Origin of the sequence: Okeania sp. KiyG1, assembly GCF_014132355.1 — a bacterium.
Taxonomy (GTDB): Bacteria; Cyanobacteriota; Cyanobacteriia; order Cyanobacteriales; family Microcoleaceae; genus Okeania.
In genome coordinates, this window is record NZ_BLZO01000031.1 from 42909 (window position 1) to 69611 (window position 26703).

Below are 26703 nucleotides of genomic sequence, written 5' to 3' on the forward strand. Positions count from 1 at the left end.
GAATTGGACAGCCCTAAACCGTCAAAATAATCTGTAACTCGGAACGAGGAAAAACGGCAAGTGAGTCTGACTAAAATAGGTTATTTAGTTAGTAGGAGGGAAGCTCGGAATTCTCACTTGACGGGTAGGATGGGGGAACAGAATTGCCCCCGGCAGTCGAGAAACGGTAGTTGGATAGGTGATGATGCTTAGACACCTAGAGTGAAGCTCGCTGAAACTATGCGTACAGGGCAGAAGCTTTTAACCTGTAATTGCCTTGCTCGTTAGTCGAATGCAAAGCGACCCGGAAGCAGAAGCTCCAAGGCGGTAGGATTAGACACTCCTTGAAAACAATAGTGGAAGATTAGGAATCACTGGACTCTGACCAAGTTTAGTCTTAATCAAAGGATTTTGTATCTCACATGATACGTTGCCATAGACTGCTAGGAGCCTTGTGCGGTGAAAGTCGCACGCAGGGTTTTGAAGTAGAGGTGCGGGCGGTAATACGCCACATCGACTATAACAACCACGGCAGTGTAGTAATTGAAGATTTGAACGTCAGTGGAATGTTAGCTAACCATAAGCTAGCTAAATCAGTTAGCAGATAGTGTTTTTATGAGTTTAGGAGACAGCTTGAATATAAGTGCCAGTGGTACGGTTCTGAGTTAGTAGTAGTTGACAAGTTTTTCCCATCATCAAAAACTTGCTCTAACTGTGGTCATGTCCAAGATATGCCATTAAGCCTGAGAACTTATGATTGTCCTGACTGTGGCTTGTCAATAGATCGAGATTTAAACGCCAGTATTAATTTGAGAAATGCGGTCGGCTCGACCGTGAATGCCTGTGGATGAGTAACCGCCGACGGCCTCAGTGGAAGCAGGAAGTAAACAGCCTCCTACGGAGGAGCTTCGCTATCAGATTGTCACCTTATGTGACGCTTTGTATCAGTTTTATAGAGCAGTTAGTGATTTTTAGCTAGAAAATAAGTTAAAGTATTTTTTGATTATTAGTTATCATTTTGTCAAAAAACTATTGTACAATGGTTAAAGAAAAAATTATTGGAACTAGAGAAGCAGCATATTTACTAGGTATTTCCGGTCAACGTTTGCGGGTATTATTGGCTCAAGGTAGGGTCAAAGGTGCTTACAAGGAAAATGGCTTCTGGAAAATTCCCATTTCTGGGCCAGAAGATCATGAGATGCCTGTAATTTCTCCTGGTACCAGAGGACCGAAAGGTGTTTGGTGTAAGCGGAGGCGTACTAAACCGACAATGATTCATGTTAATCAGCATATCATTCAGCGCAATGCAAATAACCCACTAAAAGATATCAAACCAGTAGTTTCTGTGAAGCAGACTAATCACAATAAATATGGTTATCAACTAGAAATCAAAGGTCCTTGTCGAATTGTTTATCGACCTCACAACCCGGCTGGATGTGGCGCTCATTTGTGGATTGATACTTTTAGCCCCGTGCAATTTGTAGATACGAATTTTAATCCGGTTACTGCTAATCGAGCTTATAAGTACATATAGGTAAGTTAAGTAAGTAGATAAAATTGAGATTTTTTGCAATACTTGTCGTGATAAGCTGATAGTTAAAGTCAAAAAAATTAACGACAGATGGATAGTGCTGTGAAAAATCAAGCTCTTGTAGATGCTTTGGCGAAAAATCTGCCGGAGGATGCAAATGAAGCGCAAGTTAGTGATATTTTTGCATCTGAATTATTTAATTTTCTGGGTTTTGAAGTAAATGAACGAGTGCCTTCTTTTTATACAAGAAGCGGTACCGATCCAGTCGATCATGCTCTACGTCATAATATGGAGAATGACATATTTAATCAAACCAAAACTAATCCAGATATTCTCGTAGAATTGAAAAAACGGAATCTTAATTTAGCTCCTGGTTCAAAAGGATATAAAGATACTTTTAAACAAATTAAACGGTATTTATTAGCAGAAAATTGTCAAGCAGTGAAGTGGGGAATAATTACCAATGCTAATCACATCCAATTATTTAGAAAGCATGGAAAAGTTATTCATCCAGCGACAGTTTGTCTGGAAATTAATCCAGAAAATATCATCAAAATCGCCACATCAATTAAAGAAAAAATTGATAAACCAAAAAAAGCATTAACAGTAGCAGTTTATAACAATAAGGGTGGCGTAGGAAAAACAACAACTACAGTTAATACAGCAGCAACCTTATCTCTGTATAATAAGAAAGTTTTGATTGTGGATTTTGACCCTAATCAAAGAGACCTGACAAATTCTCTAGCAATAAAACCAGGTACACCTACTTTTTATGATTGTTTAGTAGATAAAAATATTAATGTCACAGATGTCATTTATCCCTACAAACTTAATAGTAAAAAATCAAAAAAATCATTTGGTTTTGATGTAATTCCAGTACATGGAAAACTTGGCGATTGGGACGATGTTGCGCAAAAAATTACCTTTGACAGATTAAGCAAATTATTAGACACACTAAAAAATAGCTATGATTATATCTTCATTGATGCTCCTCCCAACTGGCGAATATTCAGTGTTAGTGCTGTTTATGCCGCAGATGTAGTGTTAATTCCAGCAAAACATAACAACTTATATTCCCTAGAAAATGCAGCTATAGCTATTAAAGAATATATTCCAGCAGTTCAAAAAGCAAGAATAAAAGATGCAGCAAGAAGAAAAAATGAAGATTTCGGACCAGTAGCTCTACCGATTTTTTTTAATGGTGAGAAAATGACGGACGCTCAAAAGAAAAGTGCTAAACTGCATATCAATAAACTGATTAGAGAAGCTCAAGAAAATTCAAATAATCAATTTTCTCTCAGACCATATTTTTATCCCCGCTATACAGCAGCAAACAAAAATACAGATATATTTGAACTTCCTAATTATGCTTCTATTGCAAATTCTGCTTTTTCTCATATACCTGCTGTTTACAAAGATAAGATAGCTAAGGGATATTATATTAATTTGGTTAAGGAGTATTTTCTACAATGAGTAATTTGAGTAATATTGGTAAGTTAATACATCTATATATTGATGAAATTGAACCGGGGGATGGAATAGATGCGCCAGAATTTCTAATTTCAGCAACGGCAAAATTTCTCAGTGAAAGTGGGGGGCGAAACTGGGTACCTGTAATTGTGAAAGAAGTTGAAGATGATAAATATGAAGTAATTGGTAATTCTTTTATTTTTGCTGTAGCTGAAGCTGCTGGTTTGGAAAAAGTTTGGTGTGTTATTGCTGATGAAAGTGAAGAAACTGAAAAAATTAGCAAAATTTTGTCTGGAGAAAAAATACCACAAATAAATCTTTCCACCGCCACGAGAGACGAAATTAAAACAGCACTTCAATACTTAATTGAAAAACCAAACAGTCAACTTAAAGGAGTGAAGTTAGCAGTAGCCACAAATCGTATTGATGAAGCACCCCGTCAATATTGGAAAGATTTTAAACCTATCACAAAATTAGGGTGTGGAATTACGACGGCTAAAGTCAAAGCTTTGAAAGAAGTGTTTTATCTGACTCCCCAACCAATACCTGAACCTGAGAAAGTAAATCTTTCCACTGCTACAAAAGACGAAATTCAAGCAGCACTTCAATATTTAATCGAAAAGCCAAATAGTCAACTTAAACAAGTTGAATTAACAAAAGCGGCAGAACGTATTGCTGAAGCTCCACGTCAAAATTGGAAAAGCTTAGAACCAATTACAAAATTAAAGTGTGGAATTGGAAAAGCCAAAATTAATGCTTTAAAAGAAATATTTTATCTATAGGATAATGATGAAGCGAATAAGGGGAAATGTTTTTCCCATTGCTCCCTGTTCCCTGATATAGAATTTGAGTAATTAATTATCGTATGATTTGAGAAGTTAGGAATCATCATAAATTACCTAAATATCATTTGTCTGTATTTTTTATAAAACCTTGTCCTTAAAGATCGGGTTTAAGCAAATATACATCTTAACTAAAATTATTTAATTTCCCTGATTATTCATAACATTCTTTTTTTATCCTTGGTACTAGAGGTCATTTCAGTTATCAGTTATCAGTACCTCTGCAATAAGGAGGCTTGACATAAGGAATATTCTATTTTTTTTATCCCTTTAAAAGGGGAGACTTTAGAGCAGAATTTTTAGGTGAAAATGTCAAGACTAGAACTACTGAAAAATTAATTCACAAGAGGGGGAATTGACTTAAGACAATTTGATGAAAGTAGGTTTTATTTCCCAGCAAATATTTTCTACAGATAGTAGAAATAATAGGTGCATATAAATTTTGAATAAAGCAAAAAAATATCGCTTTTAGGCAACAGGAAACAGGGAATAAAGAATAGGGAATATATAGTAAAAAGGTAAGCATTCAGCTATTAGCAGTCAGCTATCAGCAAAAAGACTCTCCCCTTAGAGGACAGTGTTTAAATTAATATAGACTTTCAGGGCAAGGGAAGTAAATTTTTTAGTAAGACAGTTAAATATTGCTTTTATCCCAAACTAAAAGTAATAGCTGATAGCTGATGGCTGACGGCTGAATGCTTACGTAAAAAGTATTTTTTCAAATATGATATTCACCCGAAAGAATAACCATAAAAAGTTACTACGGCAAGAATTAAAGCCTTCAGAAAGATGAATTTTAAAACTTAATTAGAGGATTGGATATATACAGGATTAATTGATACTGAAATTTTTATTCAGTTATTAGATAAATTTAATCTAGATTTATCTATATCTACGGTAATGATTATAGATATATTTCCAATTAATCTCACGGATAAAATGACTGAAAAACGGTAGTGGTGCGTTAGTCTTGCATAGTAATGGTAGATGGGGATGAACAACGGCGCTTCATGGGAGCAAGATACGAACAAGGGAGCAAGATGCTCCCACTGTTTTTGTACTTGACCAAAATAATTACAATAGACCACCAATGAAAATGCACCACCACCAAATTTTCTACCTAATCAATGTCAGTATCAACTAGAAAATTGCTGTAAATGCTCGACCAAACCAAAACACCAATAATTCAAACTCTCAAAAATCTTACCCAAAAACCCCATGCTCCCTTCTACGCACCAGGACACAAACAAGGAAAAGGCATTCCACAACCACTTAATGACTTATTAGGTAAAAAAGTATTTCTAGCAGACTTACCAGAATTACCAGAATTGGATAACTTATTTGCTCCAGAAAGTGTAATTAAAGAAGCTCAAGAATTAGCAGCAGAAACTTTTGGTGCATTACAAACCAAATTTCTAGTCAACGGTTCAACTACAGGAATTATCGCTGGAATACTAGCTACTTGTGGCAATGGGGATAAAATTATTTTGCCTCGGAATATTCATCAGTCAGTAATTTCAGGGCTAATTATCTCTGGAGCAATTCCCATTTTTATCAATCCTAAATATGACTCAGATTGGGATATTGCTCTGAGTGTCACCCCTGAATCTATTGCCCAAACCTTAGCAAAACATCCAGACGCCAAAGCAGTGATGGTAATTTATCCTACCTATCATGGTGTCTGTGGAAATATTGCAGCGATCGCCCAAGAAGTCCACAAATATAATATTCCCTTATTAGTAGATGAAGCTCACGGTCCACATTTTGCTTTTCATCCAGAATTACCAACTCCAGCATTAGTTGCTGGAGCAGATTTAACAGTACAATCCATTCATAAAGTATTGGGGGCAATGACCCAAGCATCAATGTTGCATCTTGGGAGTAAGCGCATAGACTCCTACCGACTCAGCCAAGCCTTACAAATGCTACAGTCTAGTAGTCCAAATTATTTACTTTTGGCATCTCTCGATGCTGCCCGCCAACAAATGGCTTTGTTTGGTCAAGAACTAATGAGTCAGACTTTAGAATTAGCTAGGGATGCTAGAAATAGAATTAGTCAACTGCCAAATTTTTCTGTATTTGACAAAGGAAGCTTGACTAGCTCACCAGGAAATTCAGACTTATCAACTAATGAGGGCAAAACATTACCTTTCTTTATAAAAGGCAGAAAAGTTGATGAAAGTTATATAAATTCAGGATTTGTTGCTCTTGACCAAACCAGATTAACAATAAAAGTCTCTAATATTGGTTTAAGTGGGTATGAAGCTGATGAAATTTTGCATCAGAAATTAGGTGTTACCTGTGAGTTACCAAGTTTCAAAAGTCTGACATTCATTATTTCTCTGGGAAATACAAAGGCAGATATTGACCAGTTAATAGATGCTCTAGTAAATTTAGCAGAGCAAAATTTTAGAGATAAATTTAACCAGCTCACTGACTTTAAGACAGAAATTGACGATTATTTAATTGATTCCTCAATTCCTTTTTCTCCCAGAGATGCCTTCTTTGCCCAAAAAGATTATTTACCCATAGAAAAATCTTTAGGTTGTATCAGTGCTGAACTTATTTGTCCCTATCCACCCGGTATTCCAGTATTAATGCCTGGTGAAATTATTGCGCAACAGCATTTGAAAATACTTGAACAAGTCCGAGCATTGGGTGGGATAATAACTGGATGTAGTGACCTTACTCTCAAAACCATTAAAGTGTGTGGATTTTAGCCTTATATCGTGCCTCTTTGAATACCCACAATAAAAAATTTAGGGAACAGGGAACAGGGAACAGGGAAAAATTTATCAGAGACATTTTTATTATGGCTAATTAGTGAGACTTGATATTAGACTATAAGACATAGTAATAGAGGACACAAAAAGTCTACTACTACCTCTGTATCTGGTTAGGGACTCAGCGCTTTACGCTAACGTCAGCATCGGATAGTTCATGATAGATAAAGACTAGACCTCTGGCCAAAGTGTTAATTAAATCAACAATTCCCTATTCCCTATTCCCTATTCCCTGACTTCTGCAAGAAGTCTACCGAAATATCAATTGCTTTTCTGAATTCCTGCTAAAAAAAATTTTCCTATGTCTTCTTCACTTTGGCCTTATGTTACTCCAGGTATCTCCGATGACCTATTTGAACGTTTGCCTGGCATTCCGATGAGTAAGCGAGAAGTCCGCTTACTGTTAATATCTTATTTACGATTACAATCAGACTCTATTGTTTGGGATATTGGGGCAGGAACAGGCACCATACCAGTAGAAATCGGATTGATATGTCCCCAAGGTCGCATTATTGCCATAGAAAGGGATCGAGATGTAGCAAATTTAATTCGGAGAAACTGCGATCGCTTTGGAGTTGAGAATGTGAAAGTAATTGAAGGTAATGCTCCTGAATGTCTTGATGGTTTAGCCGAGGCGCCTAGTCGTGTCTGTATAGAGGGAGGCCGTCATATCAAAGCCATACTCCAGGAAGTTTGGAAAAGGTTATTACCACAAGGAAGGGTTATAGCTACTGCTGCTAATCTAGAAAGTCTTTATGCTGTTTCTGAAAGTTTTGCTGATTTACAGGTTCGCAACGTAGAAGTAGTTCAACCTGCACTAAATCGTTTAGAGACAAGAGGTATACATCAGACCTTTGCAGCAATTAATCCCATTTTTATCCTTAGTGGTGAGAAAATAGACTGAATTTTGCTCCAATCTTAAATTATACAATACATAGAAATATATAAATTTATAAATTAAGTAATAGTTATCAATGAATTAAATGTCTATAATAATTAGATATTAAATTACTAGAACATTTAACGCTGCATTATTGGAGCAAAAACTTAACCTATAATTTATTATTTCATCTAAATTTGTATATATTATGTCTTGGTCTCGTATTATTAGTGGATTAGTAGCGATCGCTGTTGCTTTGGGAATGATTATTTTCGGGGGATGGTGGTTTACAGTAGGCATGGGAGCGATCGTTTACCTGGGCCAACAAGAATATTTTCAACTAGCACGCACCAAAGGTATTGCACCAGCAGCTAAGACGACCCTCGCATTAAGTCAAGTTATGTTGGTCGTAGCTGCTCTAGCCCCTGATTTAGTAGATGCTATATTTACATTAGCAGGAACTCTAATTTGTTTTTATCTACTATTTCAGCCAAAATTAGCTACAATCGCTGACATAGCATCATCAATTTTAGGTCTATTTTATGGTGGATATCTACCGAGTTATTGGATTCGGCTCAGAGTTGGACTAGAAGCTCAGTTACAGACACCTCACACAGTTATAGATAAAATTCCACTAGGAAATTACTGGGATATTTCATGGATAGACCCTTTGAGTTGGCCTCCGAGTTTAACATTTACTCTACTTGGTTTTTGCTGTATATGGGCTGCTGATATTGGTGCTTATTTTGTGGGAAAATTCTTTGGCCGAATTAGACTTTCAGAAATAAGCCCCAAAAAAACTGTTGAGGGTGCAGTATTTGGAGTTTTGGGTAGTGTAGGAGTAGCGACAGTAGGTTCTTGGTACTTAGGTTGGCCTGGTTTGCCTTGGACAGGTGCTGCTTTGGGTTTAGTAGTAGGTATTGCCAGTCTACTTGGAGATTTGACTGAATCGATGATGAAACGAGATGCAGGTGTGAAAGATTCTGGACAACTAATTCCTGGACACGGAGGGATTCTTGACCGCACGGATAGTTATGTTTTTACTGCACCCCTCATATATTATTTTTTTACTTTACTTTTACAAAAGAACTAGCGGAACGTTAAAAGTCCGTACTCTTAAGAGCTTATTTGTAAACTTAGCTGAAAGTCCTATACTACATAGCTTTTCGTAATTTAGGGGTTAGTGGACGATAACTTGCTAAACCTAAGTATAGTCAGGAGTTCAGCTTCTTAATATTTACTTTATAAATCAGCTCTAAGAGAGGGGATGAAAACGGACACGACGGGATTTATCCCCCACTCTCCACGCAATCTTAACATTACAAATACACAATCAGGAGATAATTCATCATCTATATTAAGGATAAGGAGGTGATTTATTTGTATGGTTGTCAGCAAAATCTAATCAAGCCTAATCAAGACTTAAAATCAATTCTTGAGTTTATTTGTTCCGGGTCTCACAAGCTCACCAATTGTGGTATTTATTATGCTCGTCAATTATTTTTCAAATCCCAGAAAATAATTGGCAAGTATGACCTAGAAAAAGAGTACAAATCAAATAAACATGTGTCAGCTTTGTATTCACAGGCAGCGCAGCAAATATTAAGGTCTGTCGCTGAATCTTTTAAGTCATTTAAAGAGTTAAACAAAAATACAAAAAAGGTAATCTGTATTTTCAACCAAGAATTCCTAAATATCGAAAAAAAGATGGTTTAGCAATGGTGACATATCCCAAGCAAGGTTTAAGACTTGTTGGGAATAATATCAGAATTCCTCTAGGAACAACTGTAAAACGATGGTTTAAATTAGACAGTTTTTTGATCCTGATGCCATCTAATCTACAGTTTTCAGAGATTAAAGAACTGCGGATACGACCACGTAATCGATGTTTTTATGTAGAGTTTGTTTATCAAAAAGAGATTGTAACTCAAAACAAGTTAAACTCTAAAAACGTCTTGGGTATAGACCCTGGAATTAATAATTGGTTAAGTTGTGTTTCTAACGTTGGTACTAGCTTGATTATTGATGGACGCAAGGTGAAAAGCCTAAATCAGTGGTATAACAAACGAGTTTCCATAACTATTAGAAGGTAAGCCCCAGGGTTATTGGGATGAGCAATTAGCCCACATCACAGAAAAGCGTAATCGCCAGATGAGAGACGCAGTTAATAAAGCTGCAAAAATAGTTATCAATCATTGTCTAAAGCATCAAATTGGTACGGTTGTGTTTGGATGGAATCAAGGACAACGACAAGAGTTAAATTTAGGTAAACAGACCCAATCATTCGTACAAATTCCCACAGCTAAACTCAAACAACGAGTCAAACAATTGTGTGAAGAGTATGGGATTAAGTTTGTTGAAACAGAAGAGTCATATACCAGTAGGGGCGAATGGCCATTCGCTCCTACATTTCTAGATGGGGATTTTCTACCTACTTCCTTTGAAAAACCCGTAGGGTGGAAACAATCAGGGAAAAGAGTTAAACGTGGGATGTACCAAACTGGTAAAGGTTTATTGGTTAATGCTGACTTAAATGGTGCAGCGAATATACTCCGTAAAGTAGAGATACAATTAGGTCTAAGCCTAGTCAAGGTCTGTAGGCAAGTGTTGACCCTTGCTACCAGATTTTATATCTGGGAAACCAAAACTAAAAAAGCTACCAGATGTGGCTAATGGCCATATTGTAGCAACAGTTGAGAATCCCCGCGCTTTTAAGCTGGGGAGAGGTCAACACTTCTCAATACTTAGAATTTAGTATTGTTGAAGTTATGGGTTGACTGTTAAGCGACCTTGACAACTAAGTTGACCAGAATTTAATGTTAATTCTTTTAGTTCAACATCAGAGCCTAAGTCTATTTTGATTTGATTTGAAAAGTCATAACTAGGCTTTTGCAAAATCTGAATCTCTAGGTTGTCTAACAATAATTCAGAGCTACTAGCAAGCTTTAAATCAGTATGCAGAGTTAAGGAAATCTTTTCATCTGATGTAGACAAAAAATTAGTACAGAAATGTAGTCTACCTGGAAAAAATTCAGCTTTTTGGTCATACAAATTAATTGGTTGTTCTAGTTGTTCTAAAAAATCTGATGGTAATAATGGAGTTAAAAATTCAACGATCGCCTGAGCTAAGAGGGGAGATTGTAAACTAGCATTAAAGTCAGATTGTAGTAGTTTAAGGTTACCAAATAAAGGAAAAGATTCTAATATTTTTAATGGTTTACCCTTGATAATTTGACCTATATTAATCCTAATTCCAGTCGCAGATAAATCTATTTCAGTTAAATTTAATCCTCGAAAAACCACATTAGAAGCAGCAACAGAAACCTGCGGAATTTTACCTGTAAGAATTTGGCGATCGCCACCTTCAATCAGAACTTTTAATTGTTCTACTTGTTGTAGTTGAGATTTTAACCAAAATTTCAATGCAGGGGATAAAAATCTACTAACAATCCTACTCTTTCTTGGAGTTGATATTTCATCTTGACTTTCAACAGTAATATCAGAATCGGAAATTTGATTTACTTCTGGTAAATTTTTATTCATCAAAGGCACAATTAGGTTAGTATAGTCAATTTTAGAATTACTTCCAGAGACGGAGAATATATAAAGTAGCATATTTTATAGCAGAAGTAAGAAAGAAGGACCGGAAGAGAGAAAAATCTGTCTGAAGTTTCCAGCTTTTTATACAAAATATTACACCAAGCATATTGAATGGAAGTAGAAAGTGCGATTACTCTATAACCGGATTTTATATTAAACAAGTATACAAAGTTAATTACACATTTTTAAGACTAAGTTCCTGACATTGTAAGCATTATATAGAATTAGAGTAAGTAAATATTTTTTTGAAGTGCTTATTTAGACTCTGAAAGTTTGTAGGTTTTGAAATCTAATTACCATACATCAGAGTTTTTGCTCAGTCCCATTTTCATGATTTTCAAAATCATATTTAACTTTTGCAATTCTTTTTATAGTTTATTTGCTCACATTAATTATTCACTGTTTATGCATTTTAATGAATACTTTTTTGAGATTTTTTTGTTCTTTTTTATCTATAGAAAACTCCTGATAACTCAACATTATACATTTAGCTATATTTCTAAGTTGAGGGAATTGGCTTAAGCAACTGTAATTTTTTCTATTGTCAGAAAATATCAACTCTGTCAAACTTTAACTGGTCTATTTGCTATTCAGTCGCTCCTTCAAATATCTGATTTTATGTTTATATCTCAAATTAAAGTTCTAAAAATTATATATTGCTTTTATTCTAAATTCAGAGCAGCAATATAACACTCCCTGTCGGGGTTGTAAAAAATTTCGATGTATTTATTTTTTCTTCTACCTTCGACCCAATATCTACAACCTACCTACACCAAAAATTTACCGAAAAATTGTGGTTTAAAGCCTCCCCTTTTAAGGGGATAATAAAGAAAAATTTTCATGATTAGTCAATCCTATCCGCTTTCAAGGAGAGGTAATTGTTAATTATTCATTATTCATTATTCATTATTCATTATTCATTGTTGAAGACTCAAATAGGATTGCTATATATTGACTAATAATCTGAATCGACAAAAGTAATGAACTGAAAAGTATGGCTGAAAGAGTACAAAAAATATTATCTCAGTGGGGAATAGCCTCTCGACGTCAAGCCGAACAAATGATTATAGCTGGACGAGTAAGAGTGAATGGTACAGTTATCCCGTTAGGTGAAAAAGCTAATCCGGAATTGGACAGTATTGAAGTTGATGGTTTGCCCCTCCGACCAGAAAACCGTCCTAAATCTATATATTTATTGCTCAATAAACCGATGGGGGTCATTTCCACTTGTTCGGAACCTAGTAGACGTAGTAAAGTTCTAGATATTTTAAGTTCAGAACTGAGAAATGGGAAAGGAATTCATCCAGTAGGACGCTTAGATGCAGATTCTACAGGAGCATTACTCCTCACAAATGATGGTCGAGTCACATATTGTTTGACCCATCCCAAACATTGTCTTCTCAAAACTTATCAAGTATGGGTAGAAGGTCATCCCCAAGAATTGACATTAAAATTGTGGCGTCAGGGTATTATCTTATCTGGTAAAAAAACTTTACCTGCTCGGGTTAAAGTTCTAGAGGAAAGTAATAATTCTCAAACTCTTTTAGAAGTGGTTATCTCTGAAGGTAGAAATAGGCAAATTCGTAGAGTTGCAGAAAAATTAGGACATCCTGTTGTGAAACTACACCGTACTGCAATTGGCCAAATACAGTTGCAGATACCTGGAGAGTCTGTTTTGCCTAGTGGCCATTACCGACCTCTAAAAGATTTTGAAATTAACTTTTTGCACGACCAAATCAATAAAAGTTATCAATTAAGCTAAAACTTAGAGAGTTTTTAGGCTTTGAGTTAAGTGGGTATAATAAGCAAAACATCCACAGAAAATTTTATAATTTTTTCTAGATAAATCTTGCTGATTCGACCGCAATATATCTAGTATAAAGCTTTGGAAAGAATGGTATTAGTAATAGATTTAGGAGTTATCAAATGAAAATCAGTTATTAAGTTAATTACATAAAATCAAGAATATTATTGATATCAATAAATTAATTATCATCCTATCAGTATCACTCTCATGACGACAAAAGTAATAGTTTATATAAATTAAATAAATGGTAAATTTGACAGGAATAAAAAATATTAAAAACAGCTTCTTTTTATTATCATTAAAAAAACGTTTTCATCAAGAAAAAGAACTTTCTTTTGAAGAGCAACAAAACCAAACATTAATAGATATAGGATATAAATTAAAAAGATTTCGAGAGAAAAATTCTATTTGTTTAGAAAGAGTGGCAATAGTAACAATGATTAGAATTAATTTGCTAGAGGCTATAGAAGAAGGTAATTTAGAAAAACTACCTGAGCCTGTTTATATCCAAGGTTTAATCAAGCGATATGCAGATGCTATGGGATTAAATGGAGAGCAATTAGCAAACTCGTTTCCGACTGAAAAAACTCAAGAAACCAGCAAAAAATCTCTCCTCAATCTATCAATGCCTCAGCTACGACCACATCATCTCTACTTCTTATATGTATCAATTGTTTTATTGTCAGTTAGTTTGTTGCCCCGTGTAATGAGTAGCTATTATATGCTAGGGAAAAAACTGAAATTAATAATTATAGAACAGAAAAAATCAAAGTGATTTAGCTCAGGCATCTTCAGGTAATATTAAAACTGAGGAAAAATCTACAGATAAAATTACAGCAGCAAAGTTAGAAAAACAAAATAAAAAACAATCTTTAGTAGTAAGTGTAATTGTCAAAGAAGACTCCTGGGTATCAATAGAAATAGATGGAAAAATAGCATTTGAAGGGACTTTAGTGCAGGGAACTCAGAAGACTTGGGAAGCCCAAGAACAACTGGTTTTCTTCGCAGGAAATGCTGGAGGAATACTAATACCTATTAATAACGGACAAATGATGCAACTGGGAAAAACAGGTGAAGTAAAAGAAGTTGTTTTTACTCCTACTGATACTAAAATTTCCCAGTCTAGCAATACTAAAAATTAAATACGAGAAAAAGACGGGAGCTTGGTAAGCCCGTTGTTTCAACAGGGGGTGTCCAAGTGACGCGAGCGGATTTCTCCGCCGTCTTAATGCCTATGATAATTTGGGTCATTTCAGTTATCAGTTATCAGTTATCAGTACCAAAGAATCTTTTCTCATATCTTTTGGTCGATGTCTTTACAGTTGTAAACCAATAAGCCAACATAAATTTTATCCCATTGAGCGGAGTAAATCAAATTGTTTGGATGTCAGCAAGTTTTAATTAAAGCAGACAAAAATACAAGTGCAATTATCGAATATCTCTGTCACGAATCAAACAGTTTATACAACTTTTGTGTTTATTATGCCCGTCAAATATGGTTTAAGACTCGTAAGATTGTAACTGGATTTGATTTAACAAAAGAAATGAAATCTAATCCTCACTTTCAAGCTGGATACGCCTCGTCAATGCAGCAAACTTGTTTAAATGTTGGTGAATCTTTTAAATCGTTTAAGCAACTGTTAAAAAATATATTAAAGGAAAGCTCAATCAAAAGCCTAATGCACCTAAGTATCTTCAACAATTAATAATTAATAATTAATAATTAATAATTAGGGCTTGCTGAAAAAGTCTTTTAGTAGGGGTAGGAGACAGGAGACAGGAGACAGGAGAAATGGGAATTATAGAGGAGGTAGTAGGAAAAATTGTAAGAGTGATTTTTCTGCCATAATCATCCCAAAATACTATCTTTTTGAGCTCTTTGCGCTGAAAACAGGCGCACTTTTTGGTCGAAAAAAGTGCTAAAACCTTTATCTGTCAATGCTTTGATATTTAATCAGCAAGCCCTAATTACCTCTCCTTGAAAAGGAAATTGATTGACTAATAATGAATTTTTTTTCTTGTTTCTCCTTTAAAGGAGAGGCTTTAAACCTTAATTATTCGGTAAACCAGGAGGATTATTCACAGTTACTTATCCTAAAAAATGGTTAAAGTTAATAGATGGTAAAATAAGGTTTCCACTGGGAAATTGAGTTAAAGTATGGTTTGGATTAACTGAGTTTTTCCTTTCTTTTCCTGTTAATTTAAAATGGGAGTTAATTAAAGAAATCAGAATAGTACCTAGAAACGGCTATTTTTATGCTGAGGCGTGTTTATCAACAAATGCTTGAATGCCCAGAAAATCTGGTTCTTGACTTAACCAAGGTATTAGGGATAGATCACGGATTAAATAATTGGTTAACTTGTGTTTCTAATTCTGAAACAAGCTTTATTATTGATGGAAAACATCTGAAATTGGTCAACCAGTGGTATAACAAACAAGTGGCTAGAATGAAAGAAGGAAAACCTCAAGGATTTTGGTCAAGAACTTTAGCTCATGTTACCGAAAAACGTAATAGACAGGTAAGAGACGCGGTTAATAAAGCAGCAAGAATAGTAATTAATCATAGTCTTGTGAACGGTATTGGCACTATTGTTTTTGGCTGGAATCAAGGTCAGAAGAACGAGTCATTTCAGTTATCAGTTATCAGTTATCAATTATCAGTACCTCTGCCTGAAGTAAAGTGAATTGAAGTATTGAATTTTATTTTTTTTATCCCCTTGAAAGGGGAGGCTATTGACCTTATTTTTTGGTCAAATATGGGGGCTAAGAACAATCAAAAGTTTGTGCAAATTCCTACAGCTAAACTCAAAGAGAGAATTGCTCAATTATGCTCTCGCTACGGCATTAAATTCATAGAAACAGAAGAATTCTATACAAGTCAATCAAGCTTTTTAGATGATGATGAGCTACCTAAATATGGTGAAAAACCCGACGGGTGGCAGCATAAGCGGAAAAAGGATTAAGCGTGGTTTGTATCGTAGTGCCGATAATTGGTTAGTTAATGCCGATTGTAACGGTAGTGCAAATATTCTCAGAATAGTATTGGCAATGCTTAAATTAGATTTGAGCAGAGTTAATAGAGGCATCTTGACGATGCCCATCAGAGTTAGGCTTTGGACTAACTCTGTGCAAGAATCTCCGTCGCTTTAGCGCGGAGAGCGTCAATATGAATCCTCATTTTGTGGCTCACGACCATAAATTTGTGTGACTTCTCTAAGGCGATCGCTTACCTCTGGAGTTAATATTTCTGGTTGGTAGCGCCAGCTCCAATTTCCTTCCGCAACTCCAGGTTGATTCATCATAGTTTCTTCTCCGAATCCGAAAATATCTTGTAGGGGAAAAATTGCCATAGAAGCCACCGAAGACATGGCCAAACGAATTAAATCCCAATGAATTCCATTACCACAAGTACAGCCAAGAAAACGAGTAACTCGTTCCTGTTCTTCAGGAGAACGATTATTAAACCAGCCCACAGTAGTGTTATTATCGTGAGTGCCAGTATAAACAACCCAATTAGGAGAAACATAGTTGTAGGGTAAATAGGGATTTTCATGGCCTGAGTCAAAAGCAAAATGCAGAATCTTCATACCAGGAAGTTCAAACTTATCGCGCAATTCTTCGACATCAGGAGTAATTAACCCTAAATCCTCAGCAATAATTGGCAGAGAGCCTAACTTTTCATTAATAGTTTCAAAAAAAGCCTCACCTGGTGCCTCGACCCATTCACCATTTATGGCCGTAGTTTCACCTTGTGGCACTGCCCAATAAGCTTGCAAACCACGAAAGTGGTCAATTCTAATCAAATCCACTTTATTAAGCATTGATTGAATACGTTGCACCCACCACAGAAAATCTTCCTGTTCTAATCTATCCCATTGATAAACTGGATTGCCCCATAGTTGACCAGTCTCACTAAAATAATCTGGGGGGACACCTGCCATCAAAGATGCTTCACCTGTTTCTGCATCTAGACAGAATATTTCTGGATGTGCCCAAACATCAGCACTATCATGGGCAACATATATAGGAATGTCGCCAAAGATTTTTATTCCTTGCTCATTGGCATAATTTTTCAGCTCATCCCATTGTTGGAAAAACTCAAATTGAACGAATTTATGGTACTGAATTTCATCGGCCAAACGTTGCTGCCATTCTTTTAATGCTGCTGGTTGACGACGGGCAATTTCTTGATCCCAGGTATGCCAACTAGCTCCTTGGTGGGCTTCTTTTAGGGCCATATAAAAAGCATAATCATCTAACCAAAAAGCTTTACTGGCACACAAATCATAGAATGCTTGTTTTTCCTCAGATTCTTTTGTTTTAAAATTATCGTAGGCTTTTTGTAGTAAAGAGCGCTTGAATTCTGTGACTAAATCAAAATCTACTCGGTCATTTGGAAATTCTGGCAAATTAGATAAGTCTTCCTCACTGAGTAATTCCTGGTCTAGTAATTTCTCTGGGCTAATTAACAGAGGGTTTCCTGCCATTGCTGAATAAGCTAGATAGGGAGAATTACCAAAACCTGTGGGTCCTAATGGTAGAATTTGCCAAATTTGCTGTCCACTGTCTCTTAAAAAGTTGACAAAATTGTATGCTTCGTTACCTAAGTCACCAATTCCAAAGGGACTTGGGAGGGAAGTAGGGTGCAGTAGAATACCGCTAGCTCTTGAAAGTGGCATCGCTAAACCTAGAACATATTAATCAAAAAAATTGCTGGCATGAAATACCAGCTTACAGTTTATTCTACGTTGAAGGGAGGATTTTTTGACAGTCATAGCAGAAGAAAAAAGGAAGAAGGAAGAAGGAAGAAGGAAAAAGGAAAAATCTTACAGAATAATTAAGGTTTAAAGCCTCTATTTTAAAGGATAAGCAAGAAAAAAATTTTCCCTACCGCGTCAATCCTTTTCTTTTCAAGGATAGGTAATTGTTAATTATTAATTGTTGAATTTGTCTGAGTTTTAAGCTTTTGATTTGTCCTAATCTTTCTTTCGACTGCTATAAAGTTTTGTTGAGTATTATATCCATCTCAAAATCTAATTAAAATCTTAACTTTTTATGGGAGAGCCATAAATTTTAGTACTAAGTACAGTTTTTATACTTGATGTCAGAAAAATTATTTCCACATCTTAATAGCTAACTGTTTTTAGTTACTTTCCTAAAATTTTGATGTTTATTGGGATTCAATTTCTATTACCAAGATAATCATTTTCTACAAACTTTATCTGTGACTTTTACCGAATAATTAAGGTTTAAAGCCTCTCACTCGCCGTGGAGAAACAAGCGGTTGTAGCGCAGTTTCCCGTAGGGTGGGATGGCTCCGAAACCTGCGCCATATCCAATCGACCAAGAGAGAAAATATTTTCCTTTTATTCAATCCTCTTCCTTTTAGGGAGAGGTAATTATCAATTATCAATTATCAATTATCCATTATTGAAAGGACTTACGCAGTACTGCTACATATAGTGTATAATTTTGTCATTATTGCTGACGTAACTACTATGATTAGTGCCTTTGCGTAAGTTATGTTTTAGTGATTTGATAATTTTAAGAAAGTATAGGGTTGCCATATTAGTTTTAAAAGTTTCCATGTCATTTTTGAGGCTAAAAATTCTCTTAATTAATAAGATAATCATTTTCTACAAACTTCATCTGTGACTTTTAATGATTGATTTTTAATGATTTGATGATTTGAGGAAATTATAGGGTTGCCATATTAGTTTTAAAAGCTTCCATGTAATTTTTTAGACTAAAAATTCTCTTAATTATCTGACACTACCAGTTACAACTTTCCTCATTTTATCAAACATCTAATTTTCTGTTCACCAAAAAATACTGAAATGACGGCTTTCAATACGAGAAAGTCTTCTCTATATTTATTCAACTAAATATTCTTTTCGAGAATCAGAACTAATTAACTCCTCAATATCCCACAAAAGTCGATTACACATATTATCTAAAGGTAAATCATTAGGATCGTAACCAAAAGGATTTTCTATCTCTAGTCCTATTGCCTCAATTCCTAATAGAGCAAAGCTAATTACTCCTGTAGCAGGAATAGTTATCCAAGATAACTCAGCTACTAATTGAAAAGGTAGAGCAAAACAATACAAGAATAATAAATGTTTTAAGTGAATTGAATAAGCTAAAGGAATAGGTGTATTCACAATTCTTTCGCAGCTAGTTTCATCTTTTACCATTAAATCTAAAATTTGATTATAAGTAGATAATTGAATACTGTCTATATAATTAAGGTCGTAAATTTTTCGGAAATAATCTCCAATCCATTTAGCTATTCTCAGAGGTCTATGATGAATCTCTTTCAATTCTAAATATTGATTTTTGCTAATAATTGACTGAAGTTGCTCATCGATACTTTCATTTCTTAAATGTAATTTTGTTGCCATCAGAAAACCAGCTAAAAGTAAAACTGCTGCCTTCTTATCCTCTGTATCTTCTGGAGTTTTTTCAGGAATATTTACCCACATTTGTCTTGATAAAGACCGACCTGAAATTATTATTCCCCCAATCAGTTTTCGCCCTTCCCAGAATTTATCATAAGATGTATTTGTTCTAAAAACTAATAACAAACCCAAAACAACACCGGGGATTAAACTAGCTAAAATTGGTTGATGAATCCACAGAAGTCCACTCTGATAAATAATGGTAACTATTACAGAAAAAGCCATTGCAACTACTACTCGTTGCCAAACTCCAGGTATTACAGAGCCTTTTAATGTCAACAGTAATTCTATCCATTTTTTCTTATGAAAAGGCATATTTACTTAACAAGTCATTCGTAGTGTATAAATTAAAATTATAGCGCTACTTGAATCGGGAATAGGGAATCGGGAATAGGAAATAGTAAACTGTTAAAGGGTTTTCGGTGCTCAAATGCTCCGCTAACAGGGTTTAGAAATGTCAAACACCTTAATGCGTAGCGCCATACCATAAAAAAATTTACTAGGTTCAATAGTTGGGTAAAAAAGTAGAAGTTTGTCAGCTTTTTGTCAAAACAACTACAGATTAATTCGGTTGGGATGAAAGCTGAAACTCTGGTATTTCTTACTCAGTTTGAGTTGCTTCTACTTCTTCTTATACCAATTTTATGTGAGGCTGCACAGAATTAGGCGGCGCGGTCGTAGGTGTTGGGTATTATACCAATTTTATGTGAAGTGGCACAGAATTACGAAATTTATTAACTTGTCTATCTCTATCTACAGTCAACCCAGGTCCAAATATCATACCATTTCTCAAAAACTTTTCTACATTTTGTTGAGCAGGGGACCCACCCTAACCCCTCCCAGGAGGGGAGTAGGGGAGTAGGGGAGTAGGGGAGAAGTAAAAAGTAAGAATAATTGACATTAACTGGGCTATTTTTAGCAAAAAGGTGATTCTACCTGTTTTGATTAATCAGAACTTACGCAGAACCGCCATATCTAGTAGGGGCGATTTCCTGCGGAATGGTCCGCAAACGCGAATCGCCCCTACATATGGTGTATGAGCTAATATTTTCGTAAGTCCTGTTAATTAATAGCTGATAGCTGACCGCTGAATGCTTACGACAGATAGGGCGTTGACATAGACTGATAATTATCTTTAGACAGGGAAATTTTTTTCTACTGTTCCCTGTTCAGGGTTCTCTGTTCCCTGCTATAAAAACTCCGATGTGAATACTAATAAAATCATGCAAATCTTTGATCGATTAAAATCTCTGTTTATAAAAGTTCCATTCCAGGAAACTGATAATGAATTTGATGAACTTCCAAAAAATGTTATTTCTAGTTTAAATCAACAAATTCAGGCTTTACCTTGTCATCCTAAATATGTCAAAATTTTGCAATCTACTTTAGAAGAAGCATTATGCCAATGGCAAGATAATCCAGAAGATAATGAACTGGTAATTTTGAGTAGTTCTATAGAACCTTTATCTCAAATTATTCAGACAGCTTTAGTTAATTGGAGTGATGAAAATATCAGAAATATAAAATTATTATCCTGGTCAAATAGACCTAAAGATTTTCTGAAGATTGTCTCCAAATTACAAAATGATTTAGGTTTGTCTGCAAAGTTAGATGTCGATTGTCATTCTGGCAAATTTCAGGAATTAGTAGTTATTCCTTGCTTGGAATTTTGCTTTCTACGGCACATACATGGTTTGGATGGAATTGAGTTTTTAAGAAATAGAATTTTTCAAGATCATTCTCGATTTTGGTTAATTGGTTGTAATTCTTCAACATGGCAGTATCTTGACTATATTTATAATATTGATTCTTACTTTAAAAAACTCTATTATTGCCGACTATGACAGGAGAAGAAGTTATGGAATGGCTAACTCCTGTAGTTACTAAAATGGAGTTCAAAAAAAATGACTTAGATGAAGAAAAACAGTTTGCTAAAATGCAAGAACATTTTGAGTATTTATCTTATATGGCTCAAGGTTTAAGTTCATCAGCTTCTCAATTATGGCTAAAATCTTTGAGTATGGCAAATATGGAAAATCTTGATTCTCAAGAAACAGAAAAAGAAAATATTTTAGTAGAGTACAATCAAGTTAAATCATTAGATTTACCAGAGTTAAGTGGAAACGATCGCTATCTTTTATTTTCTCTGCTTTTGCACAAAGAAATTAATTTATCTCACCTTGCCTTGAGTTTGGGAGAATCTGAAAGTAGAATTCAATTCCAAATTCAAAAATTATTACGCATGGGAGTAATTCAACTTTTGAATAATCTTTTGAGTATTCATCCTACATCTTATCCAAAGCTGCGTAAGCATTTAAAAAATATAATTTTATTACTGATTTAATAGAATAGACTTCTTGCATAAGTCAGGCAATAATTAATAATTAATAATTAATAATTAATAATTACCTCTGGTTAAAACCGTTATTGATTGAATGTAAGGAAATATTATTTCTTTTTTTTCCCCTGAAAGGGGAGGTCGAGTAAGCTGAATTATTTAATTAATAGTTTTAATTATTAATTATTCGGTAAGCATTTAGCTATTAGCTGTCAGCTAGAGCGCAACAAGACTCTCTCATATAGGGCAGTGTTTAAATTAATACTATTTATCCATGAAGTTGCGCTTAATAAAAGATAACAGCTATTAGTAAAATTCAGATTTTGGTAATGATTATTAAGCGCATTGTTACAAATAAATAAATGGTATAACAACTGACTTTAAGAGCAAGGAAGGCAACTTTTGTAGTAAGACAATTAATAAAGTTTTTATCCTAAACTAAAAGCAATAGCTGTTTGCGTAGCATCCCTTAGGGAAGTGCTGATGGCTGTTTGTGCAGCATTCCAGAGGAAATGCTTACATAAGGAATGGGGAAATTAAATTGCTGATTTCATATTTTGAATTGACTTAATTAAATTTTTTGCAAGAGGTATAATGATTTTCAACTATCTAGGGTTAACATTCTTTTTTCATTTTCATCTACTTACAGTAGCGCCAGGATTAAATGGAATAGGTATCAAAGATATAAATCTTCAAACTATTCTACAAACAGTAATTGCTTTAGCTCTTGCTTATGGATTTCTTATTAGCGTTAAATTTTTGAGTAAGTGGTTATCAGAAAGAGTTCCTTTAAGATTTCGAGCAGCAGCTAAACAATCAGAGCCTTTTTTACAAGCCTTAATTTTATTGACTTCCACAATATATATATTGAGTCTTTTCTTGCAACTTTCGACTGAAAATTTATTAGCTATAACCGGAACAATTGCTGTAGCTTTAGGTTTTGCTTTTAAAGATTATGTTAGTTCTCTAATTGCTGGGGTAGTAGCTCTATTTGAAACTCCTTATCGAGTAGGAGATAGAGTTCAAATTGGAGAAAATTATGGCGAAATTATTACTTATGATTTGCGGGGAATACGTTTACTAACTGTTGAAGATAATCTGATATTTATTCCCCATAACAAAATTTGGAATGAGCCAATATCTAATGCTAATAATGGCGCTTTAGAAGCTCAAGTTACAACTGATTTTTATTTGGCTCATGGAGTTGATTCTGAACTGGTGATTAAAATTTTACATCTGGCTGCTTATACCAGTAAGTACACTCAATTAAAACTTCCAGTTAGTGTATTAGTTGAAGAAAAACCTTGGGGAACTCAATATCAGTTAAAGTCTTATCCTATAGATGCTAGAGATGAATATTTTTATAAAACTGATTTAGTGAGGCGAGTTAAACAAGCTTTTGCTAAAGATAATTTTAATTATCCTAAAAGTAATTTCAGTCAAGAGTAGGGAAGTAGGGAGTTCAACAATTAATAATTAATAATTAATAATTAACAATTACCTCTCCTTGAAAAGAAGAAGGTTGACGCGGTAGGGAAAATTTTTTCTTTTATTAATTAGGACTTGCTGATTAAATTTAAAAGTATTTACAGATAAAGGTTTTAGCATTTTTTAGTTTAAAAAAGTCCAACCTTTTAGGTCACTTAGGTTCAAAAAATTAGCATTTTAGGCAAGAGTTGCACAGAAAAATCAAGGGACTATTCTTCCTCCTAAATCCTCTATAATTCCCCTAACTCCTGACTCCTGACTCGTGACTCCTACCCTCATCCATAAGACTTTTTCAGCAAACCCTGATTACTTTTGACATATAGCAATCAGAAATCAAATGTGAGAATTGAGGCGTTCCTTTAAAGTATAGAATATAACAGTTATCTTATTCTTATGTATTCGTTTTTTTTCTTCTTCCCTGTTCCCTTTTCCCTGTTCCCTAAAAATCTCTAATATCTCACAACTAAAATTATATTGCTATATTTTACAATTTTGATAAATAACGCACAAGATTTAGGACAGTCTACATTCTACTTATAACCTCTCATTAATTATGAGAAGATTATATAAATGTAAAATATATAGGTTAAATTTCGTCACTTTCTATAGAATTAAATATATTTCCTTAGCATCCATTAACACGAAAATATTTTTCAATTTCAGGAGGCATATATAATGGAAATTAACTCATTATTGAGCACCGTAGAACTTGATGCCATACACACAAATAATGATTTATTCTCAACCCCTGGAGATAAGATTCATTATTCGGATAGTACTGAACCTGTACTACTAGAGAACTATTTAACTTTAAAAGATGATATAAACTCTGCCGATGATCTGTTTTTATCTCAAGATTCATTGGTCACTGAATTAGATGATATATCCAGAAATTCTGCCAGTGTTAACAATAATCAAGGAACTGATTCAATTACAGGTGAAAGTATAGAAGCAAGAAGTATTAACAAGTCAGATAATAGTATTAAAAATGCAACAAACCTGGGTGAAATATCTAGTGAAAAATTGAGAACAAAGGAAAAAATTGGATTCAAAGAAGGTGGCAAACGGGACAAATATGATTATTATAGCTTTACCTTACCTGAAGATACTGAAGTCAGTATTACCCTCGATAAACTTAGGAAAAATGCCAATCTGCACTTATTTGATGAAGATAGCAAAACTGTATTAGAAAAGTCTACTAGAAAAGGCAAAAAAACTGAAAATATTACCGAATATTTAGATGCAGGAACTTATTATTTGCGAGTTTCTAATGTTGGTCAAGCTCAAACTCCTTATCGCCTAAATCTAGAATCAATTCCTGATGATAATACTATTGATGGAGCTAATAATTTAGGAAAATTATCGGACAAAAAACTGACAGCAAAGGAAAAAATAGGTTTCAAAGAAGGTAGCAAACGGGACAAATATGATTATTATAGCTTTACCTTACCTGAAGATACTGAAGTCAGTATTACCCTCGATCAACTTCAGAAAAATGCCAATCTGCACTTATTTGATGAAGATAGCAAAACTGTATTAGAAAAGTCTACTAGAAAAGGCAAAAAAGCTGAAAATATTACTGAATATTTAGATGCAGGAACTTATTATTTGCGAGTTTCTAATGTTGGTCAAGCCCAAACTCCTTATCGCCTAAATCTAGAATCAATTCCTGATGATAATACTATTGATGGAGCTAATGATTTAGGAAAGTTATCTAACAAAAAACTGACAGCAAGAGATAAAATCGGTTTCAAAGAAGGTGCTGGAAGAGACAAAGTAGACCTCTATACTTTCGATCTGAATCAACAACGTGAGGTTAATATTACTCTGATTGACATCCTCCCGACGCTGCTCTCACGAGACAGCGCGGGATTCCCTAGCATCACTGTTAGGGACTTTCTGTTTCTTAGCACCCGCCTTCCGAGATTTACTCCCATCGGGTCTTACAGTCGCTCCACAGACAAGCCAGCGCGGTCTTGGGGGTTTCCCCCATGAGCGACTGGCGCTGACACTGCGAGTCCCGCAGCCTTCTTGGTGGGCGTTCCCTTGCGTCTGACGCCGACGCGGGTTCCCATCCGCAAAATATTTATTGCAGCGTTAATATCACGGTCATGGTGAGCTGCACACTCTGGACAATCCCACTCTCTAATATTTAGAGGTAATTTTTCTAATATGTGCCCACAACTAGAGCAACGTTTAGAACTAGGAAAATATCTATCAATCTTGATTAATTCTCGGCCATACCAATCAGCCTTATACTCTAATTGCCTGACTAATTCTCCCCAGTTGGCATCACTACCCACCCCTCTTGCTCCCCTCCCGGGAGGGGATGGGGGTGGGTTGTGATTCTTGACCATGTTTTTTACCGCTAAATCTTCAACTACAATAGTTTGATTTTCTCTAATCAGTTGAGTGGGCGCGCTTATGGGTATAGTCAAACCTTGAATCTTTAATTTTTGCGTGTATCCTCGCTACTTTTATCCTGGCTTTGTGATAGTTATTAGAGCCTTTGGTTTTACGAGAAAGTGATTTTTGGGCTAACCTTAATTTTTTGTGTAATTTGTTTATATTCTTAGGGTTAGCAATTTTTTCTCCATCACTGGTAGTAACTAAACTGGCAATTCCGCGCGTCAATACCTATTTGTTTTTTGACTGGTTTAAGTTTTAAATCTCTGGTATCATTGACTCTCAAAGACACAGACCATCTACCACAGGAATCCAGTTTCACTGTTATTGTTGTTGGCAAACAATCTGGCGGCAGTTGTCTACTCCATCTAATGGGTAATGGTTCAGCACATTTAGCTAAATATACTTGACCTTCTTTCCACTTAAATGCGGACTTTGTGAACTCAGCACTACCACCATTGCGCTTTTTCTTAAAGTTAGGATACTTAGTACGTCCACTAAAAAAGTTAGTGTTTGCGCAGCATTCCGCAGGAAAAGCTGTTTGTAGATGTCTCAAGCCTTGTTGTAATGGGACGCTACTGACTTCTGTGAGGAAATCTAAGTCATCTTGTTTTTTCCAGTGAGTCAGCATAGCAGAAGTTTGCTTATATCCTACTCGCTCTTTGTTTTTATACCAAGCTTGAGTTCTTGCTGCCAAAGCTTTGTTGTAGATCAGTCGAACACACCCCAATGTTCTCAGCAACAGATTCTCCTGTTCTGGAGTTGGGTAGAACCTAAATTTGTACGCTTTTTCGACCATCTACTGTTTATTTGTTAATATTTACATTTTAGCATATTATGTGTGAAACCACAACATTGATTGGTTTTCATCCCGAAGGGGAGCGTCGGGAGAGCGCGGGTCTTCAACCAACGTTGAGATAAACTGAGGGGAAATGCCAATGTCAAGTTAATTGATGAAGACGGCGAGACACTTTTGGATAAATCTACTAATAAAGGTTTAGCTTTATATTATGAAGATGGCAGTGTAAGTGTGGAACCAATTTTTGGTCCCGATACTAGATAACGAAGTTCTTTATAGCGATACTGTTTATTCAGTTCATAATATTAATTAGTAGTA

22 protein-coding genes and 3 pseudogenes are annotated in these 26703 nt (G+C 35.0%); 21 read left to right on the forward strand and 4 right to left on the reverse strand.

Going from position 1 to position 26703, the window contains the following annotated elements; genetic code table 11:
- The first annotated feature begins 60 nt into the window (after positions 1–60).
- The 10 genes and pseudogenes from SAGCYANO_RS47315 (at position 61) to SAGCYANO_RS44055 (ending at position 10158) form a co-directional block, all read left to right on the forward strand.
- A complete protein-coding gene (locus SAGCYANO_RS47315; RefSeq protein WP_255502463.1) occupies positions 61–192 on the forward strand; it encodes a hypothetical protein in 132 nt (43 codons plus the stop codon).
- A 311-nt stretch (positions 193–503) separates the two neighbouring features.
- A pseudogene (locus SAGCYANO_RS04490) lies at positions 504–830 on the forward strand (RNA-guided endonuclease InsQ/TnpB family protein); the annotation flags it as partial.
- A 188-nt stretch (positions 831–1018) separates the two neighbouring features.
- On the forward strand, positions 1019–1513 hold the full coding sequence (locus SAGCYANO_RS04495; protein WP_202218980.1) for a hypothetical protein: 495 nt from the start codon (positions 1019–1021) through the stop codon (positions 1511–1513).
- Positions 1514–1600: 87 nt separating this feature from the next.
- A complete protein-coding gene (locus SAGCYANO_RS04500; RefSeq protein ID WP_237395782.1) occupies positions 1601–2983 on the forward strand; it encodes an AAA family ATPase in 1383 nt (460 codons plus the stop codon).
- Positions 2980–3762, forward strand: coding sequence for a Rho termination factor (locus SAGCYANO_RS04505; RefSeq protein WP_202218981.1), 783 nt, complete (start codon positions 2980–2982; stop codon positions 3760–3762). The genes SAGCYANO_RS04500 and SAGCYANO_RS04505 overlap by 4 nt, the downstream gene beginning before the upstream one ends.
- A 1217-nt stretch (positions 3763–4979) precedes the next feature.
- Positions 4980–6542, forward strand: a complete 1563-nt coding sequence (locus SAGCYANO_RS04510) for an aminotransferase class I/II-fold pyridoxal phosphate-dependent enzyme (protein WP_202218982.1) — start codon at positions 4980–4982, stop codon at positions 6540–6542.
- Positions 6543–6906: 364 nt separating this feature from the next.
- Complete coding sequence (cbiT, locus tag SAGCYANO_RS04515; protein WP_202218983.1) at positions 6907–7509, forward strand: precorrin-6Y C5,15-methyltransferase subunit CbiT; 603 nt, start codon at positions 6907–6909, stop codon at positions 7507–7509.
- Between the two features lie 184 nt (positions 7510–7693).
- Complete coding sequence (locus tag SAGCYANO_RS04520) at positions 7694–8578, forward strand: phosphatidate cytidylyltransferase (protein ID WP_202218984.1); 885 nt, start codon at positions 7694–7696, stop codon at positions 8576–8578.
- Between the two features lie 625 nt (positions 8579–9203).
- Positions 9204–9578, forward strand: a complete 375-nt coding sequence (locus SAGCYANO_RS44050) for a transposase (RefSeq protein WP_237395785.1) — start codon at positions 9204–9206, stop codon at positions 9576–9578.
- Between the two features lie 58 nt (positions 9579–9636).
- Positions 9637–10158 (forward strand): IS200/IS605 family accessory protein TnpB-related protein, encoded by a 522-nt coding sequence (locus SAGCYANO_RS44055; protein ID WP_237395786.1) that lies wholly within the window; start codon positions 9637–9639, stop codon positions 10156–10158.
- Positions 10159–10251: 93 nt separating this feature from the next.
- Here the strand turns inward: SAGCYANO_RS44055 and SAGCYANO_RS04530 are convergent, their stop codons facing one another.
- Positions 10252–11100: a DUF2993 domain-containing protein gene (locus SAGCYANO_RS04530; RefSeq protein ID WP_202218985.1), complete on the reverse strand. Its 849-nt coding sequence runs from the start codon at positions 11098–11100 to the stop codon at positions 10252–10254.
- Between the two features lie 979 nt (positions 11101–12079).
- On the opposite strand from SAGCYANO_RS04530, the gene SAGCYANO_RS04535 reads away from it, so the two are divergent.
- From SAGCYANO_RS04535 to SAGCYANO_RS44065, 6 genes and pseudogenes are all read left to right on the forward strand, one after another.
- Positions 12080–12847 carry a pseudouridine synthase gene (locus SAGCYANO_RS04535; protein ID WP_202218986.1) on the forward strand — a complete coding sequence of 256 codons (768 nt, stop codon included), beginning with the start codon at positions 12080–12082 and terminating at the stop codon, positions 12845–12847.
- A 289-nt stretch (positions 12848–13136) separates the two neighbouring features.
- Positions 13137–13667, forward strand: coding sequence for a helix-turn-helix transcriptional regulator (locus SAGCYANO_RS04540; RefSeq protein ID WP_202218987.1), 531 nt, complete (start codon positions 13137–13139; stop codon positions 13665–13667).
- A gap of 112 nt (positions 13668–13779) precedes the next feature.
- Entirely contained in the window at positions 13780–14034 is a 255-nt protein-coding gene (locus SAGCYANO_RS44060; protein ID WP_255502465.1) for a DUF4115 domain-containing protein, read from the forward strand.
- A gap of 234 nt (positions 14035–14268) precedes the next feature.
- The gene (locus tag SAGCYANO_RS04550) at positions 14269–14598 is read left to right on the forward strand and encodes a hypothetical protein (protein ID WP_202218988.1); all 330 of its coding nucleotides are present in this window, start codon (positions 14269–14271) and stop codon (positions 14596–14598) included.
- Positions 14599–15148: 550 nt separating this feature from the next.
- On the forward strand, positions 15149–15577 hold the full coding sequence (locus SAGCYANO_RS04555; protein WP_202218989.1) for a transposase: 429 nt from the start codon (positions 15149–15151) through the stop codon (positions 15575–15577).
- A gap of 63 nt (positions 15578–15640) precedes the next feature.
- Positions 15641–16043: pseudogene (locus tag SAGCYANO_RS44065) on the forward strand (RNA-guided endonuclease TnpB family protein); the annotation flags it as partial.
- A gap of 11 nt (positions 16044–16054) precedes the next feature.
- Here SAGCYANO_RS44065 and malQ read toward each other — a convergent pair.
- On the reverse strand, positions 16055–17572 hold the full coding sequence (malQ, locus tag SAGCYANO_RS04570) for a 4-alpha-glucanotransferase (RefSeq protein ID WP_202218992.1): 1518 nt from the start codon (positions 17570–17572) through the stop codon (positions 16055–16057).
- A gap of 39 nt (positions 17573–17611) precedes the next feature.
- Here malQ and SAGCYANO_RS47320 point away from each other — a divergent pair, with 39 nt between their 5' ends.
- Positions 17612–17734 (forward strand): hypothetical protein, encoded by a 123-nt coding sequence (locus SAGCYANO_RS47320; RefSeq protein WP_255502464.1) that lies wholly within the window; start codon positions 17612–17614, stop codon positions 17732–17734.
- A gap of 1032 nt (positions 17735–18766) precedes the next feature.
- On the opposite strand, the gene SAGCYANO_RS04575 is transcribed toward SAGCYANO_RS47320, so the two are convergent.
- The gene (locus SAGCYANO_RS04575; RefSeq protein WP_202218993.1) at positions 18767–19669 is read right to left on the reverse strand and encodes a bestrophin family protein; all 903 of its coding nucleotides are present in this window, start codon (positions 19667–19669) and stop codon (positions 18767–18769) included.
- Between the two features lie 890 nt (positions 19670–20559).
- On the opposite strand from SAGCYANO_RS04575, the gene SAGCYANO_RS04580 reads away from it, so the two are divergent.
- From SAGCYANO_RS04580 to SAGCYANO_RS44070, 4 genes are all read left to right on the forward strand, one after another.
- Entirely contained in the window at positions 20560–21198 is a 639-nt protein-coding gene (locus SAGCYANO_RS04580) for a hypothetical protein (RefSeq protein ID WP_237395788.1), read from the forward strand.
- 14 nt (positions 21199–21212) lie between these two features.
- Entirely contained in the window at positions 21213–21698 is a 486-nt protein-coding gene (locus tag SAGCYANO_RS04585) for a hypothetical protein (RefSeq protein WP_237395790.1), read from the forward strand.
- Positions 21699–22286: 588 nt separating this feature from the next.
- A complete protein-coding gene (locus SAGCYANO_RS04590) occupies positions 22287–23141 on the forward strand; it encodes a mechanosensitive ion channel family protein (RefSeq protein ID WP_202218996.1) in 855 nt (284 codons plus the stop codon).
- Positions 23142–23855: 714 nt separating this feature from the next.
- Positions 23856–25175: a PPC domain-containing protein gene (locus SAGCYANO_RS44070; protein ID WP_237395792.1), complete on the forward strand. Its 1320-nt coding sequence runs from the start codon at positions 23856–23858 to the stop codon at positions 25173–25175.
- Here the strand turns inward: SAGCYANO_RS44070 and SAGCYANO_RS04600 are convergent.
- Positions 25077–26385 (reverse strand): annotated as a pseudogene (locus tag SAGCYANO_RS04600) (RNA-guided endonuclease InsQ/TnpB family protein); the annotation flags it as partial. The gene SAGCYANO_RS44070 and the pseudogene SAGCYANO_RS04600 overlap by 99 nt on opposite strands.
- Positions 26386–26703 lie beyond the last annotated feature (318 nt).